This is a genomic window from Maricaulis sp., assembly GCF_048268525.1.
Classification (GTDB): Bacteria; Pseudomonadota; Alphaproteobacteria; order Caulobacterales; family Maricaulaceae; genus Maricaulis.
In genome coordinates this window covers 1-17,226 of record NZ_JBLWVH010000008.1, presented here as the reverse complement: position 1 = coordinate 17,226, position 17,226 = coordinate 1, and the positions used below count along the sequence as shown (strand labels likewise).

Annotated in this window: 13 protein-coding genes; 4 read left to right on the top strand and 9 right to left on the bottom strand. The window is 62.3% G+C overall.

Features of this window, described 5'->3' with window-relative positions:
- Positions 1 to 53: 53 nt before the first annotated feature.
- The 3 genes from ACN0X9_RS06025 to ACN0X9_RS06015 form a co-directional block, all read right to left on the bottom strand.
- On the bottom strand, positions 54 to 215 hold the full coding sequence (locus ACN0X9_RS06025) for a hypothetical protein (RefSeq protein ID WP_417486715.1): 162 nt from the start codon (positions 213 to 215) through the stop codon (positions 54 to 56).
- Between the two features lie 203 nt (positions 216 to 418).
- Positions 419 to 805 (bottom strand): helix-turn-helix domain-containing protein, encoded by a 387-nt coding sequence (locus ACN0X9_RS06020; protein ID WP_011644860.1) that lies wholly within the window; start codon positions 803 to 805, stop codon positions 419 to 421.
- Between the two features lie 7 nt (positions 806 to 812).
- Positions 813 to 1,784 (bottom strand): LysR family transcriptional regulator, encoded by a 972-nt coding sequence (locus ACN0X9_RS06015; RefSeq protein WP_417486714.1) that lies wholly within the window; start codon positions 1,782 to 1,784, stop codon positions 813 to 815.
- Between the two features lie 89 nt (positions 1,785 to 1,873).
- Here ACN0X9_RS06015 and ACN0X9_RS06010 point away from each other — a divergent pair, with 89 nt between their 5' ends.
- From ACN0X9_RS06010 to ACN0X9_RS05995, 4 genes are all read left to right on the top strand, one after another.
- Entirely contained in the window at positions 1,874 to 2,512 is a 639-nt protein-coding gene (locus tag ACN0X9_RS06010; protein ID WP_417486713.1) for a hypothetical protein, read from the top strand.
- Positions 2,509 to 3,111, top strand: coding sequence for a GNAT family N-acetyltransferase (locus ACN0X9_RS06005; RefSeq protein ID WP_417486712.1), 603 nt, complete (start codon positions 2,509 to 2,511; stop codon positions 3,109 to 3,111). Before ACN0X9_RS06010 ends, ACN0X9_RS06005 begins: the two co-directional genes overlap by 4 nt.
- Complete coding sequence (locus tag ACN0X9_RS06000; RefSeq protein WP_417486711.1) at positions 3,108 to 3,650, top strand: cysteine hydrolase; 543 nt, start codon at positions 3,108 to 3,110, stop codon at positions 3,648 to 3,650. Before ACN0X9_RS06005 ends, ACN0X9_RS06000 begins: the two co-directional genes overlap by 4 nt.
- A 444-nt stretch (positions 3,651 to 4,094) precedes the next feature.
- A complete protein-coding gene (locus ACN0X9_RS05995; protein WP_417486710.1) occupies positions 4,095 to 8,972 on the top strand; it encodes an NAD-glutamate dehydrogenase in 4,878 nt (1,625 codons plus the stop codon).
- Here the strand turns inward: ACN0X9_RS05995 and ACN0X9_RS05990 are convergent.
- The 6 genes from ACN0X9_RS05990 to ACN0X9_RS05965 all read right to left on the bottom strand — a co-directional run.
- Positions 8,963 to 9,847 (bottom strand): dienelactone hydrolase family protein, encoded by an 885-nt coding sequence (locus tag ACN0X9_RS05990; protein ID WP_417486709.1) that lies wholly within the window; start codon positions 9,845 to 9,847, stop codon positions 8,963 to 8,965. The genes ACN0X9_RS05995 and ACN0X9_RS05990 overlap by 10 nt on opposite strands.
- Positions 9,848 to 9,920: 73 nt before the next feature.
- Entirely contained in the window at positions 9,921 to 11,516 is a 1,596-nt protein-coding gene (gene purH / locus ACN0X9_RS05985; protein WP_417486708.1) for a bifunctional phosphoribosylaminoimidazolecarboxamide formyltransferase/IMP cyclohydrolase, read from the bottom strand.
- Positions 11,517 to 11,577: 61 nt separating this feature from the next.
- Positions 11,578 to 13,479 (bottom strand): SDR family NAD(P)-dependent oxidoreductase, encoded by a 1,902-nt coding sequence (locus tag ACN0X9_RS05980; protein WP_417486707.1) that lies wholly within the window; start codon positions 13,477 to 13,479, stop codon positions 11,578 to 11,580.
- Positions 13,476 to 15,296, bottom strand: coding sequence for a heparinase II/III family protein (locus ACN0X9_RS05975; RefSeq protein WP_417486706.1), 1,821 nt, complete (start codon positions 15,294 to 15,296; stop codon positions 13,476 to 13,478). The genes ACN0X9_RS05980 and ACN0X9_RS05975 overlap by 4 nt, the downstream gene beginning before the upstream one ends.
- Before the next feature lie 15 nt (positions 15,297 to 15,311).
- Positions 15,312 to 15,971, bottom strand: a complete 660-nt coding sequence (gene rpe / locus ACN0X9_RS05970; RefSeq protein ID WP_417486705.1) for a ribulose-phosphate 3-epimerase — start codon at positions 15,969 to 15,971, stop codon at positions 15,312 to 15,314.
- A gap of 67 nt (positions 15,972 to 16,038) precedes the next feature.
- Positions 16,039 to 17,226: RsmB/NOP family class I SAM-dependent RNA methyltransferase (locus tag ACN0X9_RS05965; RefSeq protein ID WP_417486704.1), on the bottom strand; the 1,188-nt coding region annotated here is incomplete at its 5' end.

The window sequence follows — 17,226 nt, the reverse complement described above, 5'->3', positions numbered from 1 at the left end:
TCTGCTTGACGGAAAATGGACCACCGCCTGATTGGCGTGCGGGACCCTGTAGCTCAGGCCAGCCGCAATTCGCGGATTCTGACATAGATCGCGTGACGCGGGTCCGGTCGGGCCTGGGGTTTCGGCGTGTCCAGCAACAGGTGTGGCAGCCCGAGCCTGAGAGCGGCCGGTGCCTGTATCGGTGGTCTGAAGTGTTTGTGGGATCGGTCACCCATGATGCCCTCCTTGGACTGGAGTGGGCATCTTCGCGCCATGACGCGGCGGGCACGGGGCGGTGACAAGGCCATTTTCAGGCCGTTCCATTCACGCTGGTGTCAGGACAGGCAGACAGGCGGACCCGCGGGGCTTGATGTCCGCGTTTTACGGGATGTGCAAGAGCGAACCAATATGCGCCCGACCGCTGGCCGGGCGCGTATTGTCAATCAGCCAGAGAGCGCAGCAGGTCGATGACCCGGCGACGCACGGTCTGATCCTTGATGCCGGCGAAAGCCGACGCCAGCGCCAGGCCATCCGGGCTGGCGATGAAGTCGTAGAGCGTGTCGGAATCGCCGCCCTTCAGTTCCGATGAACCGTCTTCTTCGAGACCTTCGAAGAAATACGACACGGGAACTTCCGTGACCTTGGCAACATTGAACAGGCGGCTCGCGCCGATGCGGTTGGTGCCACGTTCGTATTTTTGGACTTGCTGGAAGGTCACGCCGAGCTTTTCGCCCAGTTCAGACTGACTCATTTCCAGAAGGCTGCGCCGCAGGCGCAGTCTGGCCCCTACATGCTGATCAATACTGGTTGGGCCTCTTGCACTCATTGCGTCCTCACGTCTGTGGTTTGATGACTTCCACGTCGCAAAACTCACTGGGGTGGCAGAACTCTTCGCGGAACCAAGGATGGAGTCTACGGTTGAACAGTTCGGCAATCCAGTCGGCAACGCACTTTATTCGGGTTATTCCAAGGCTGCCTGGCGAGTTCTTGAGCCAGAAGCGGACGTCTTGATGAAAGTCATAATCAAGAACAACCAATTCATCCGGGTAAAGCGATGCCAGATAGGTCGGCGCCATGGCAATTCCTCCACCATGACGTATGGTTTCAAATAGCACCGAACTGATGTCCGCCGTGAAGGAATATCTTACAACCTCATCAGTCGCCGTGGCTTTTCGCTGCCACAGGTGGAGCGACGGGTCGTATTGTTCCAGCCGCAGAAATCGTAGTGTCAGGACGTCTTCCAGCGATCTTGGAGCTCCGTAGGTGGCGATGAAATCCCGCGAAGCCATGGGCATGTAGTGGACGCTGCCGAGCGCTCGAGCCTCGGTATCCATTGCCTTGTCGGGTGTGAAGGTCAGGCTGAGGGCGGCGGCGGTGTCGCTGGCTGGCGCGGACCGGTCATTGATGATTTTCAGGACCACTTCCGGGTTAACCCTTTGAAATTCAGGAATATGGCGGGCCAACCAATAGGTCGCCAATCCATCCGGAACGCGCAGCGACACCTGGCCTGCAAGACTGCGGTCCATGCCGGCCAGCTCGGTTTCCAGGCGCTGCGCCGACCGCTGCATCGTGATCGCATAGTCGAGTGCGGCAGACCCCGCCTTGGTCAGCACCACGCCATCGGCGCGGCGCTCGATAAGTTGAGCTGCCAAGCGGCTTTCCAGCTGCCGCATCCGTTTCGACACGGTCGATTGCTGACAACCCAGCACGGTCGCCGCAGCGCTCATCGAGCCCGTGGTGGCGACCGCGTGGAAGATCTGCAGATCATCCCAATCAAACACGTTCCGGCGCAGATCGTTGTCCACTGTAGGAATGCCCCCCATGCCAACTTCGAAGAAGAACAGCTAGCCGGGGGGTGTTAACGAAGAATTAACTACATGTCGGAGCGTGCGTAATGGTGAGTCACGAGCTGAAGACCAGCTCTCTGGATACGGGCTTCAAGTTTCCGCTTGAACGGCTCGACAAGGCCTTTGGTTCCTTGGATTTCCAACCTGTCAGCCTGTCTGAGATTGACGATTTTCATGCCCTCGCCGACGAGCTGATCGACGGTGAGATTGCGAGCGCCGAGGATATCGGACGGGTGCAGGAATGGACCCGCCGGTCACTGCACATGCGTCGATGGAATGGCAGGCCTGACGGTTTCGTAGCGTCAATCCCGCTGAGCGATTCGGGTGTTTCTGCCCTCCTCGCCGGTGAGTTTGGTTTCTCAAATGCCCGTCGTGAGTGGGTTTGCGGGCTCGAGGAGCGGGCTTCGGCGCTCCTGTCCTGGGGACTTGCGGGTCGCACGCCCCACGCCCAGGCGGCGGCGCTCAGGGCATTGCTCGTTGGTTGGCGCGGCTTCTACGCGGATGTCCGAGTCTATGCCCGGGCTCGTACAACAGAGGGCAAGGCACTGATGCGACGTCTCAATTTCGAAATCTGCGCGTATCCGGATGGCGCCCATGAGCTCTATGGCAGCACCGGCTTTCCGCAGAAGCTGGGCAATATGTTGTTGAAGCGGACGGTTCTCGGAGAATGGGAGGGTGGCTCGTGAAAAGCGCGATACCCGATAGTCTCAAGGTGACCATCGCCCGCAGCCTCGATCAGGTTGTGATGGCCATGACACTGCGTGGCGTGATCTATCTGGGCGAACAGTTTGCCCCCTACTCGGAGGAGTATGATGGCAATGACCTGGTGGGTGCGGCGCATTTGATCGCCTGGCGCGGCAGTGAACCTGTCGGTGTGTTGCGGCTGCGCTTCTTCGCAGAATTCGCCAAAGTAGAGCGGGCAGCCGTGCTGCGCCAATACCGGCGCTTCGGCGTAATGCGCGTTTTGATGCAGGAAGCGCAACGCTATTCCGCCCGTCGCGGCTACAGGAAAATGTTGGGCCATGCCCAGCTCAACCGGGTCAAATACTGGCGTACGCATGGTTTCCGGATCCGGGCCGACCGACCTGAATTCGGATTCTCCGACTACAAGTATGTCGAGATCGAACGCGACCTGGTTCCGCCAGCCAATGCGATCACCATGGACGCCGATCCGATGGTCGTCATTCGTCCGGACGGCGACTGGGACCGGCCCGGCCCGTTTGACCTTTCGCTTGCCCGCATGCAAGAGGAAGCCGGTGACCGAAAGCCCGAGGAGGCCGCATGAGCTTCGCCGATCCCTGCCTGATCCTGCTTGATTGCCAGCGCGACCAGGTCACCGGGCCCGATGGCCGGATAGATCCGGAAAACCGTCGCGTTATCGATCGTATCAAGGCGTTGCTGCGCCATGCGCGCCAGTCAGGTTGGCGGGTCTGTCATTGCCAGTTCCAGGGGGATGGCCCAACAGTCGGTCGTGCGCCGATCGACGGCCTGCGCCCGACGGCCCAGGAAGCTGTTTTCCAGCGCCGGGGCCTGTCGGCCTTCTCCGACCCATATTTTCATCAGGTCCTGGCCCGGAGCGCCGGTTCGACCGCGTTGCTGGTCGGCTTTTCCGCACCCTTCTCGATCCTCGCGACGGTGTTTGACGACGCCAGTCGAGACAAGGCCGTGACCGTTGTTCCCGATGCGATCGGTGCACTCGCTGTCGAGCCCCGCGATATTGCCGAAACGCGCGCCATGGCGTTTGACCTGGTTGCCCGCATGGCTCCGGTGGTCGACTGGGAGACGTTGACCCGCGACTGGCCGATTGAGGCACCTGTGGCCTGACCTGGTCGAAGTGCGGTTGATCACATCCGGGTGATCATGGCCGTCTGGATGTGAAATCACATTAAATCCGGTCAATCCGGCCTTTAAATCTGTCCGCGGCTATCTACATGGGTGGTGTAGCGGTGAACCGGCCTGTGCGGTCTCCCCCCATGACCGCCCCGACGGGCGCCGCTTGCGATGAACAGGCCTCAATGTGCGTCCCCCCAGCCTGCCTATGAGGCCTGCCAGGCGCCGCCGGGTTCCCCTGTCCCTACCCGGCGGCGCCGTTATCGCTACCTTTCCAAGGCTTGAGAAAAAGAATGGCACGTTTGCGTTTTCAACGGCGTAGGCGGGTTGCTTGCATTTCAAACAGGACTAGGGTCGGGTCATAATCATAACAGTCTAGGGAGCGCCACCATGGGGGCGGTCGTCGGAGTCGCGCACGCTTACAGTCGCGCAGATTTCATGGAGGCAGCGCGGTCGCGCTGGCTTGAGGCTTTCGGCACCGAGTGCGGTGATCCGGGAAACTCGTTTTTCTCACAAATCTATGACGATGCCCTCGCCGAGGACCTCGAGCGGGTTGGCCCGGACGATCTCGCGGCACTGAGCATGGATTTCTGGCAGTTTGGCGACAAGCGGCCGGGCGAGGACATTCTTGTCCGGATGAGACCAGCGACCCGGGCCGACGGAAGCGAACTGCCCCGTGACGTGCTCGAAATCATCGGACGCGACCGGCCATTCATTGTTGATTCCGTGATGGGTGAGGTTGGCGCCCAGGGCCATGACATCATCGCGATGTTCCATCCGATCATTCAGGTTCGCCGGGACAATGATGGCGAACGAGTTGGCAAGGCCGGGCGATGCCTCGCCGAGTCGATGATCCAGGTCCACCTGCCACCGCTCGACGAGCTCTCACGCCGCACCCTGATCGAAGGTGTAACGGCGACGCTTGATGATGTCCGGGTTGCTGTCGAGGACTGGACCGACATGCGCGCCCAGATGGACGATGCGATCGCTCATCTCGCTGGCGCCCGAACCCACGCTTCACCGGACGAACTGGCGGAATCCCTGGAGTTCCTGCGCTGGCTCCGAGATGATCATTTCGCCTTCCTTGGCTGCCGGGTCTACGACTTCGAGGTCGATGATGATGGTTCAATGGCGCAGCGGCACCCGCGCGTCAGGCCGGAATCCGGTCGCGGCGTCCTGCGCGATCCGGAACGCCATGTCCTGAGAAAGGGCTCCGAACCGGCGGTTTTGACGCCTGCGATCGAAACATTTCTGCGCGAACCGAGCCCGATCATCGTGGCCAAAGCCAACATGAAGTCGCGTGTCCATCGCCGCGTTTACATGGATTATATCGGTGTCAAACGGTATCGCGAAGACGGGGCCGTGATCGGCGAAGCCCGTTTTGTCGGCCTGTTCACAGCCGAGGCCTACGACCAGAGCGCCAGCGCGGTCCCGCTGATCCGTCGCAAGGTGCGCCGCGTCCTCGAGCGGGCTGGCAAGACACCCGGCACGCATTCTGCCAAGAAATTGCGAAACACGGTCGAGAATTTCCCGCGGGACGAGCTGTTCCAGACCGACGAGAATGACCTGCTGGAGATGTGCCTCGGCATTCTTCACCTCTATGACCGGCCGCGAACGAAGCTATTCATCCGCCGCGACCAATTCGATCGATTTGTCTCCGCACTCCTCTTCGTGCCGCGTGACCGGTACAATTCGAAAGTCCGCGAGCAGGCGGGTGAACTGATCCGTGATGCGTTCGGTGGGCGACTGTCCGCCTTCTATCCGCAATTCGGTGACAGCTCTCTGGCCCGCGTCCATTACATCATCGGTCTGAACCCGTTCGATCATCCGGAGCCGGATACGGGCGAGCTTGAGCGTCGTGTCGCCCGACTGGCCAGGACCTGGGAAGACGATCTGGAAACCCATGTCCGACGCAATGCGCCGGAGGCCATCCGCCTGCGGATGGGGGCCTATCAGGATGCTTTCAAGGCCGGTTATCGCGAGCTCTACGATCCCGAGGAAGCGCTAGCCGACGTCACCAAGCTGGAATCACTGGCCGGAACCGACCGCGTCGCTGTTCGCGTCTATCGCGAAGTCGATGATGGTCCGGAAAGCCTGCGTCTGAAAATCTATCGCATCGGTAAGCCGGTTTCGCTGTCACGCGTCATGCCGGTCCTGGAGAATCTCGGTCTTTATGTCGTGCAGGAAACCGGGTTTCCGGTTGATCGGCGCGGGGCCAACGGGGAACCGTTCGACAGGGCACATATCCATGATTTCGAAATGAAATCGGATGCGCTCAGGGATCGGGACCTGAAGGAGCTGGCGCCGGGACTGGAAGACGCGATGCTGGCCATCGCCGACCGGCGCGCCGAAGATGACGGTTTCAACCGACTGATTGTCGAAATCGGTGTGACCTGGCGTGAGGCCGCCTTCCTGCGCACATGTGCCCGCTACCGTCAGCAGACCGGCCTTGATCCATCCCAGGCGATCCAGGAAGAGGCTCTGGCAGCCTGCCCCGAAATCGCCAGGGGATTGCTCGAACTGGCGCGGGTGAAGTTTGACCCGGCTTTCACTGACGACAAGAAAGTCCGCAGCGACGCGGTTTGGGAAGTGTCTGACACGCTCCGCAAGCAGCTCGATGACGTGGCCAGCCTTGATCATGACCGGGCCCTGCGCCGGATCTTTCATCTGATTGAAGCGACCTTGCGGACCAATTTTTACCAGACAGGCGAAGACGGTCAGCCCAAGCCCCGCATCGCGATCAAGATCGCCAGCGAGCTGCTCGAGGAATTGCCGCTTCCAAAACCCTACCGCGAAATCTTCGTGTGGTCCCCGGATGTTGAGGGCGTGCACCTGCGCTTCGGGCCGGTCGCGCGTGGCGGTCTGCGCTGGTCAGACCGGCGCGATGATTTCCGCACTGAAGTGCTGGGCCTGGTCAAGGCGCAGCAGGTCAAGAACGCGGTTATTGTGCCGGTGGGATCGAAAGGCGGTTTCTACCCGAAATCCCTGCCACGCAATGGTTCCCGCGAAGAGGTCTTCGAGGCCGGTCGCGAAGCCTACAAGACCTTTATCCGAGGCCTTCTCGACCTGACCGACAACATCGTAGACGAGACCGTGGTCAATCCGGCCGCAACCGAATGTTGGGACGATGATGACCCTTACCTGGTCGTCGCCGCGGACAAGGGCACCGCGACGTTCTCTGACACGGCCAACGGCCTTGCGACCGACGAGTTCGACTTCTGGCTCGGCGACGCTTTCGCGTCTGGTGGCTCGGCCGGGTATGACCACAAGAAGATGGGCATTACCGCCCGTGGTGCCTGGGAATCCGTCAAGCGACACTTCCGCGAGATGGGCAAGGACATCCAGACAGAAGCCTTTTCGGTCATTGGTGTCGGCGACATGTCGGGCGATGTGTTCGGAAATGGCATGCTGTTGTCCAAGCAGATCCGGCTGGTAGCGGCCTTTGATCACCGCGACATCTTCATCGATCCCGATCCGGGCGATTGCGAGACGCTGTGGAATGAGCGAAAGCGCCTGTTCGACCTTCCCCGTACCTCCTGGCAGGACTACGACAAGTCCCTGATTTCAGAAGGAGGCGGCATCTTTGCACGGTCTGCGAAGTCGATCCCTCTTTCGGCCGAGATCAAGGCCTTGACTGGCCTGGCCAAGGAGAGTGCAAGCCCGCTGGAGCTGATCAATGCCCTGCTGAAAGCGGATGTCGAACTACTCTGGTTCGGCGGTATCGGCACCTATGTGAAAGCAACCACCGAACAGCATTGGGAAGTCGGCGACAAAACCAATGACGGCCTGCGTGTGAACGCCAATGAGGTCCGGGCCAAGGTTATCGGCGAAGGCGCCAATCTCGGCTTCACCCAGGCCGCCCGTATCGAGTTCGGGCAGCATGGTGGCCGGGCCAATGCCGATTTCATCGACAATTCCGCGGGCGTCGACAGTTCCGACCACGAGGTCAATATCAAGATCTTGTTGCGACCGATGGTTCGTAGCGGTGACATGAACCGCGAAGCCCGTGACCGGCTTCTGGAATCCATGACCAGTGATGTTGCGACCCATGTCCTCCGGCACAATTATGACCAGTCTCTGGCCTTGTCGCTCGCAGAACATACCTCGGCCGCCGACCTGGACGCGCATGAACGCTTCATGGCCCGGCTCGAAGAGCTGGGGCAGCTGGACCGGGAAGTCGAGGGACTGCCATCGGTTGAACAGGTGCGTGGCCTGAAGGCTCGGGAACAGGGTCTTACCCGTCCTGAACTGGCGGTATTGACCTCGTACGCCAAGATCACCCTGTTCGATCAATTGGTAGCTTCGGACGTACCTGATGACCCGCATTTCAAGTCCATGCTGGTCAACTATTTCCCGAAAGGCCTGCACGACTTTGGCGACGCGATGGACGGGCACCGGCTGAAGCGCGAGATCATTTCGACGGTGCTGGCCAATGAAATGATCAATCTGGGTGGACCGACTTTCATTCACCGGGCGATCGACTCGACGACCGCGACGGTGCCGGCCATTGCCCGGGCCTTCGAAGCCGGTCGGCAGATCTTCGGATTCGCCGAGATCACGGATGCGATCAATGCCCTGGACAACAAGGCTCCGGCGACAGTCCAGGTGGCCCTGCACGAGGAAATCATCCGTCTTCTTCGCCGCCAGACCTACTGGCTTGTGCGTCGCGGGCGGAACAAGAAATCGGCGAAACCGGATACGATTGGTGACGTGATCAGCGCTTATCAGCCCGGTGTCCAGTCGCTGCGCTCAATGGTCCACGAAATCATCTCGACCCATGAGCGTCGCGGTGTGAAGTCGCGACAGAAGCGATTCATTGAGGCTGGCGCCCCTGAGGACATCGCTCTCGCGGTCGCCGAGCTGCGGCCACTGACCTCGTCGACAGACGTCATCGATATGGCCATGGAGTCAGATTGGCCTTTGGCTTCAACGGCTTACATTTATCATGCGGTCGGTGCGCGGTTCAAGTTCGACCGTCTGCGCGGGCTCGGCCAGGAAGTGTCATCCGAACAGCACTGGGATCGCCTCGCGGTTCGCCGGCTGATGGAAGACTTCTATGCCAGCCAGCAGGCCTTCACGGGTTCCGCGATGCGGTTTGCCTTGCAGGCCGGCGGATCGCTGGCTTCGGGTGTTGAGAACCCGTCCCGTGACTGGGCCGACGCGCTTGTCGAAGCCTGGAACACGATCAATGAGGAAGAGGCCGGTCGCGTCGACTCGGTCCAACGCCAGCTCGACGAATCCGGTGGCTGGAGCCTGTCCAAACTGGCCATCGCTTCCACCCAACTCGGCGAAATGGCGTCGGTCGTTCAACCCTGATCGACGAACGCCTCATCCAGCCAGACCAATATGCGGGCGCGAGCTCTTTGAGCCGCGTCCGCATCGTATTGCATGCGCGGGTCCGGTGGGCCGTTGGGCTCGTCGAAGGCATGGGTCTGGCCCGGCCAGACTTCATGATCAATAGCAACCCCGGACGCGTCTGAGCGGTCGAACAGACGGACGCAATCGTCGGGCGGGGCGACCATGTCGCGTTCGGCCAGGATGATGTGAAGCGGGATGGATCGCGGGAAGTCCCGACCATCGGCGCGTACCGGAAATCCGCAATAGGGATAGAGCGCGATTGCTGTCCGTACGCCGGGCAGGGGTGTCGAATCCGGATCGGGAGAGGTCGGCCGGAGTGCAGGCGCAGAACGGCCCTCCGCGGCGTAGTCGAGTGCTTCCAACACGGTCCAACCGCCATGGCTCCAACCGATCAGGGCCAACCGGTTGGCATCAATCACCGGGATTTCGCTGGCCAACGCAATCGCGGCGGGAATGTCGGCGGCGCGTTCCTGCCCCCACAGGCGAAGCGCGGTGCAGACCTGGGTCATGGCTCCGAAACGGCCGATACCCCTGGCCTGATTGGAATCGACCAGCACCACTGCATAGCCAGCGTCCAGCAAATCAACCGAATAGGCTTCCTGAACCTCACGCAAACCACCGCATCCGTGCAGCATTATCACCGCTGGTACAGGAGCGTCCTGACCGTCGGGCAATCGGATTTCAACATGATCGCGAAGCAGGTCGACCTGATCCTCGAGGGGGCGCTTGGGAACGCTCCAGCCGGTCATGTTGCCGGTGGCGCATCCCGCCAAACCGGCCAGAATCACCAGTGCAACGGTGCCGGCGGCTCGGAAGAGGGGGTTGATTTTCATGTGCCGACAATGACGTGAAAAGGCAAGGTCGTGCAATGATTGCTTGATTCACATGCAGAGCGGCCAGGTCCGGCTAGTGCCGGAAATGGCGCATCCCGGTGAAGACCATGGCGACACCCGCCTCGTCGGCAGCGGCAATGACCTCTTCATCGCGGATTGAACCACCGGGCTGGATGATGGCGGTGGCGCCGGCCTCGACGGCCGCGTGCAGTCCGTCGGCGAACGGGAAGAAGGCGTCAGATGCGCAGACCGAGCCCTTGGTCCGTGGGTCATCCCAACCATTTTCGGCAGCCGTTGCTTCGGCCTTGCGTACAGCCAGGCGGGCGGCTTCCAGGCGGCTGGTCTGCCCCATCCCGATCCCGGCGGTCGAGCCGTTGCGGGCATAGACAATGGCGTTCGACTTCACGTGCTTGACGACTTTCCAGCCAAACATCAGGTCTGACAGTTCGGCCTCGGTCGGTGCGCGCTTGGTGACCACTTTCAGGTCAGACGTCGAGACCATGGCAACGTCGCGTTCCTGGACCAGCAGTCCGCCGGCCACGGTTTTCGTCAGCCAGCCGCCCTGCTTCGGGTCCGGCATGCCGCCCGTGAGGAGCACCCGCAAATTCTTTTTGGCAGAGAGCACCGCCAGCGCGTCTTCATCGGCGTCGGGGGCAATGACAACTTCGGTGAAAACCTTGACAAGCTCACCGGCGGTGACCGCGTCGAGGGTGCGGTTCAGTGCCACGATGCCGCCAAAGGCTGAAATCGGATCGGCAGCGAAGGCTTTCTCATAGGCTGATGACAGCGTTTCATGCACGGCGACACCGCAGGGGTTGGCGTGTTTGACGATCACCACGGCCGCCGCTTCATCCGCGGCGAACTCTCCGGCCAGCTCGAAGGCGGCATCAGCGTCGGCCAGATTGTTGTAGCTCAGCGCCTTGCCCTGGACCTGTCGGCCCGTCGCGATCCCCGCCCGGTTTTCGGCACTACGATAGAAGGCGGCGTTCTGGTGCGGATTTTCGCCATAGCGCAGCGCCTGGGTCAGCGCGCCGCCAAAGGCGCGGTACTCCGGCGCCGGGTCTTCAAGCGCGTCGGCAAACCAGTTCGAAATCGCGGCGTCGTAGGCGGCAGTGCGGGCATAGGCCTTGGCCGCCAGTGACTTGCGAAGGTCGAGACAGGAATGCCCGTCATTGGCCGCCATATCGGCCAGCACCCGGTCAACATCGCTGCCATCAACGCAGACATTGACCCAGGCGTGGTTTTTGGCCGCTGCGCGGATCATGGCCGGTCCGCCAATGTCGATATTCTCGACACAGTCGGCATAGGCACCGCCCTTTCCGACGGTCTCCTCGAACGGGTAGAGATTGACGTATAGCAGATCAATGTGCGGGATTCCGTGTGTGCCCATGGCGGCTCGATCATCGCCATTGTCGCGTCGGGCCAGCAGGCCGCCATGAACCCGCGGATGCAGGGTTTTCAGGCGCCCGTCCATCATCTCGGGAAACTCGGTGACTTCGGAGACGTCCTTTGCCGGAATGCCCGCTTCGCTGAGGCTGCGCAGCGTGCCGCCGGTCGAAAGGATCTCGACACCGGCATCGGCCAGTTGCCGACCGCGTTCGATCAGGCCGGACTTGTCGGAGACGGAAATCAGGGCGCGCCGTACCGGGGCGAGATCATGGTCTGACATGGAAAATCTCCGTTCTTCATTCCGGTTGATCCGCGGCGAGGTATCACGGCGGTGTGGCAAGTCAATCACCGAGCGGCAATGGGCGCAATTTGCAAAGGGCCTCCAGCGCCGCCGACGCTCCAGCACCGTCACTGCTGCCGGCAGCGCGGATGATGGCATCAAGGCCGGTACTGACCGAGGCCGGGTCAAGGTCCGGTCCCGTCACCGCCCAGACTCCATCGATCGAGGTCTCGATCGTGCTCTCAAAATCATAGACCAGGCTTTCATGGCGTTTTTCGCCCGGCCGCAGGCCGACAACCCGGATCGCTCCGGGGGCATCAGGGTCACGGCCCCGCAGTCGAAGCAATTGCCGTGCGAGCCGCATGATCGAGACCGGGCGCCCCATGTCCAGAACATAAAGTGCCCCGTTCAGGGCCGGATCGGCAGCGGTCTGGGCGGCAGCATCGAGCACCAGGCCCGACGCCTCCTCCACGGTCATGAAATAGCGGGTCGCTTCCGGATCGGTGACTGTGACAGACTCTCCGGCCTCTATCTGTCGTTCAAACAATGGGACGACGGAACCGGTTGAGCCCAGCACATTGCCAAAGCGGACCACACAGACCCGAGTAGAATCGGACTGGTTGGCAGCGGCGCGCGCATAGAGTTCTGCGGCCCGTTTTGTCGCGCCCATGACATTGCCCGGATTGACAGCCTTGTCGGTGGAAATCAGCGCCACGACGCCGGCGCCGTATTGTTGTGACATCTCGATTGTGTTGACGGTGCCAATAATGTTCGTGCGGGCGGCTTCGCCCGGATTCCTTTCGCTCATCGGAACGTGTTTGAGCGCCGCCGCATGCAGAACGACATCCGGGCGCTCTTCGCGAAACACTTCGTCGAGCCTGTTCCTGTCGCGGACATCTCCCAGGACCGCCCGCCAGGCGATGCCGGAAAACCGTTTCGCGAACTCCAGATCGATTTCGTAGAGATTGGCCTCTGAGGCGTCGAACAGGATCAGTTTTTCAGGCCCCAGCGTCGCTGCGAGCCGGGACAATTGCGATCCGATTGTTCCTCCGGCTCCTGTAATCAACACCCGGCGTCCCTCGATCAGGGGGCGGGCCGGCGACAGGTTGGGTGCCCGTGGAGGGCGGTTCAGCAGGTCCGCGGCTTCGACAGGCGAAAAGGCCTCGCGGCCGTCTGACGGCCGTGCGCGGGACAGTTTGGCGCCGGTTCGTGATGCGATCCGGATCAGCTGGTTGACGATGTCGGCATCGGTGTGGGCGCCCGCCAGGACGAGGCGGGGCGGATCTTTCTCGACTTCCGACAGGCGTTTCAGGGCGGCCGGCAGAGCTTCCAGCCCACCCAATACCGGTATGCCACGAATGGCATGACCTGTCAGGGTCGCCCCAGGCTCGATCAACCCCTTGGTGCGGAAAGGTGCGGAACCGTTGCGCCGACCGAGGTCGCGCAGGGCATCGTCAAGTTCAAGATCGGTCCCGACGAGTATCGCTGTCGGCTTGCTGCGGTCTTCCATCTGAAGCGCGCCGCGCAGCCCCTGGGTCCGCAATGCCGCCACGGAAAGACGGGCAGCAATCAATATGAACACCAGGATCGGCATTTCCAGCAGGATCGAGGTCCGGGGGAATCCGTCGAGCCGGTTGATCAGGAACAGGATTGGCAGGAAGACCAGATTGGCCAGCACGATTGCCCGCACGATCCGGGCAGCATCGTTCAGGGCGGTGTAGCGCCACAGACCGCGATGAAGTCCCTCGATAGGAAAGATGATTGCGCAGGCCAGCGCGAACACCGCAACCGATTGCAGGACGACGTCGTCCGGGGGGGCGGAAGGTTCGAAGCGGTAGCGCAGCAGGACGGCCACCCACATGGCGATCGCGCCGGCCGCGAGATCGAACAGGGCAACCGCGACCATCGAAATCTGACTGCGGATCGATGTGACGCCGCGCGCCTTGGATGGCGGCTTGCTCATCCGGTTTCCCCCTGCGTCCCACCAACCTGGCCGAGCCTCTGGAAGGCCCAGCGTACCCGGTTTGGTGGCCGGTCGCCCGCCCCGAAGGGCTCAGCCTCCCCTTGTACTACAATTTGCGTCGCGCGTTGTGGAGGTGCACCGGCAGCAAGATAGACAGAGCGCTCCAGGCGGATCGGACCCCCATCGGTCCGGAACCGCCACCCATCGCCGTCCGGCTGGACCAGAAGGGCGCTCATAGTGTCCCGTGACAGGGACGCCCTGACATCAGGATGCAGATGAAAGCGGATGGCGAAACGGAAACGCACGTCGACATCGTCGGGCGGGCCGTCGGATACCGGGCGAAAAAGAGCATCCTCGCCACGCAGATCGCCACCATCAGCGGCCAGGAATACACGGCGACGATGGGACAGGCCGAATTCGTCGCGATAGCCTTCGTGGATGCCTTCGAGCCAGACGCCCATGTCTTCTTCATTGCGGCGGGCCGTGACCGGGCCGGGCGCGGAAGCCAGGCGGGGACCGAGCAGGTCGCGTTGCCAGCCGGGCGGGAACAGGCGAGCTGACGACGTTTCCTCAAGTGTGAGCGTGGAATGGGCGGCCGTTGCCCGCACCGCCTCACGCCAGCTGGACGGTTGGTCGTCATGCCAGCCGCAATTGACGACCAGGCGCCCGCCTGCGGTGCACAGTTCAAAAGCCAGGGCGCTGGCGTGAGCCCCCGTGCTCAAAACGCCAGGCGGTGCCTTGCCGACATCAAGGATGATTGTGGCGCCTCCGGCCTCGGCGCGGTGATAGCCGGAATGTGGTGCGAAGCCGAATGGCCTGGCGCCTGTTTCATCCCGCGATAACGCCGTTTTCAGGGCGCCATGATCACACTCGCCCCCGCCATGAAAACTCGCCAGGCCGCCATCGCTCATCCTGAAGAAGCGGCCCATGGGCGCCAGCCGGTCGATCGCGCGTATGATTTCCTTCGGGAATTCGACACCGGCCTTTTCGGCCACATCGCGCAGCGCGATCAGGTCAATCAGGGTTTCGGTGCCCGCGCGCGGCGACCGTGAAACATGGCCGCCATCCGGCAGGATCTGGCGTTTCACTTCCTTTTCCAGCGCCGACAGTCCCGCTTTTTGCAGGGCGCCCTGCCGGGGAATAGAGAGTCCGGCAAATGACAGGGCGATGGCGCACCGCAACCGGACAGCACCGTCATGGGCCAAGGGTATGGTGCGCTGGAGATAACGCGCCTGTCGCAACAGGCTGCGCAGGCGGACATTGCGCGTCTTCCTGTCGGATTCGCCAGCTTCGAATAGCGTTTCGCCGGCCTTGAGCCAGTTTATGATCCGGGCCGAAAGGACACCATGGCTCCAGGCAAAGCTGTTCCATCGCCCGAAAGCCCTGATCCAGTCATCGACCAAGGCCCTGGCAGCCTCGGCACCCGGCGGTAGGGCGGCCGGATCGGCTATCGCGTCCCTTGTGGACAGATCATCGGCTGGACCCGGTGTTTCATTCGCCGACGCGATGACGTCGCGCAACCAGCCAAACCCGTGCAGTCGACGCGCAAAAGCCCGTGTTGGCGCCGGTTTCAGCCAGACATTGTCATGTTCGGGGTCGATCGAAAGGAGGTCACCGGCCAGCTGGATCCGGCCGGCGCGGATCTCGGTCCCGCGATCCGGCCTGCTGCCGTAAAAATCCTCCGGCAGCGGTCCGACTTCGTCTGGCAGCGGGCCAAGGTCATGCAAGCTGGAAAACAGGCCAAGCGAATGCAGGGTGGACGACGCCTCACGGCGGGCGGCTGCCACGATTGCGACCGCATAGTCGGACAGACGCACCGCTCTAGCCATGGGTCAGCGACGCAGGGCTGAAATATTGTCGCGATAGGCGTCAGGGCCATCCTTGAAAACCGCAGACCCGGCGACTAGCGCCGAGGCGCCGGCATCAAGGCAATCCCGGGCGGTTTGCGGATTCACACCGCCATCGACCTCGATCAGGGTCGACAGGCCGCGCTGGTCGATCCGCGCCCTGAGCGCTTCGATCTTCTTCAACTGGTTGGTGATGAAGCTCTGCCCGCCAAATCCGGGATTGACGCTCATCACCAGCACCAGGTCGAGCTCGTCGAGGACGTAGTCAATCACCTCGACCGGCGTCGATGGATTGAGGGCGGCCCCGGCCTTGGCCCCGGTCGCCTTGATCGCCTGCACCGTGCGATGGAAATGCGGTCCGGCTTCCGGGTGGGCGGTGATGATGTCGGCGCCGGCATCGGCAAAGGCCTGGATATACGGGTCGACCGGCGTGATCATCAGGTGCACGTCGAAGGGCTTCTTGCTGTGCGGACGCAGTGCCTTCACCACAGCCGGCCCGATCGTGAGATTGGGCACAAAATGGCCGTCCATCACATCGATGTGGATCCAGTCGGCGCCGGCGGCGTCGATGGCGCGAACCTCGTCACCCAGCCTGGCGAAATCAGCCGAGAGGATGGAGGGGGAAATGATTGTGGGACTGACCATGTCGATCCGATAACAGTGAGGCCAAACCGGCGCAAGTCGAAGACAGCGGCAGCGGCCGATTAAGGTGTTATCCGGCCCGTTTCGTGAACCGGGCGATGAAGAAACCGTCCATTCCGCCTTGCTCGGCCCACAGGGCCGGGGTCAGGCGGACCCATCCGGCGGGAGTCAGAGCCCCGTCAATGCCCGCCAGCTCGGCCGGCTGGATGGGCGATTCCTTGAGTTGACGGTGCCGTCCGGAAACTCGACCGGCGAGGGCCTCGCCCTCCTCGGGCTGCAGCGAGCATGTGCACAGTATCAGCTGCCCGCCCGGCTTCAGCATGGTTACGGCGGCCTTGATCATCTCATCCTGAAGCCGCGCCATGCGGACTGTGTCTTCCGCGCGCTTGATCCAGGCCGCTTCAGGATGGCGCCGCAGCGTGCCAGTGGCTGTGCAAGGGGCATCGAGCAGGACCGCATCGACCGGCTGCGCCGGCTTGTATGCCAGCGCATCGCCGGCGATGAGCGTCGCCGACAGGCCTGTCCGGCCGAGGTTTTCCCGTACCCGCTCGAGGCGCTTTTCGGACAGGTCCAGTGCCGTCACCTCAGCACCTGTTGCCGCCAGTTGCATGGTCTTGCCACCAGGCGCTGCGCAAAGGTCGATGACACTGGAGCCGGGTCCCAATGTCAGCAGGGTGGCAGGTATGGCGGCGGCGGCATCCTGGGCCCACCAGGCGCCGTCTCGAAAGCCCGGCAGAGCCCTGACATCGCCCACTGTTTCTCGACGCAAGCTGCCATTGGGCAGGATTTTGGCGCCCAGCTGTTCGGCCCAATGCTCGCGCTCGTCCGGATTCTTGACGGTCAGGTCGAGCGGTGGCGCGACGGTGATGGCATTGGCGATCCGGCTGAGCGTGCCGGGGCCGTAGGCCGCGCGCCAGCTGTCGCGCAGCCAGTCCGGCAGATTATCGCGCGGAAGGGTCGGCTTGAGGCGCTCCCTGCCCTCGCGATCGACGCGGCGCAGGACGGCGTTGATCAGGCCCTTCAGCTTGCGCGCATCGCTGCGGGCATCGGCCAGCTCGACGGTCGACGAGACGACCGCATGCGGTGCGCCGTCCATCCACAAAAGCTGGGTGGCGCCGGTGATGAGCAGCGCCTGCGCGCCTTCCGACGTCTCGTGCAGGGGGCGGGACAACAGGCCATTCAACACGGCGCGTGTCTGGCCGAGGCGACGAAATGTCGTGGCGGTGATGGCACGCGCAAAGGCGCGATCACGATCACT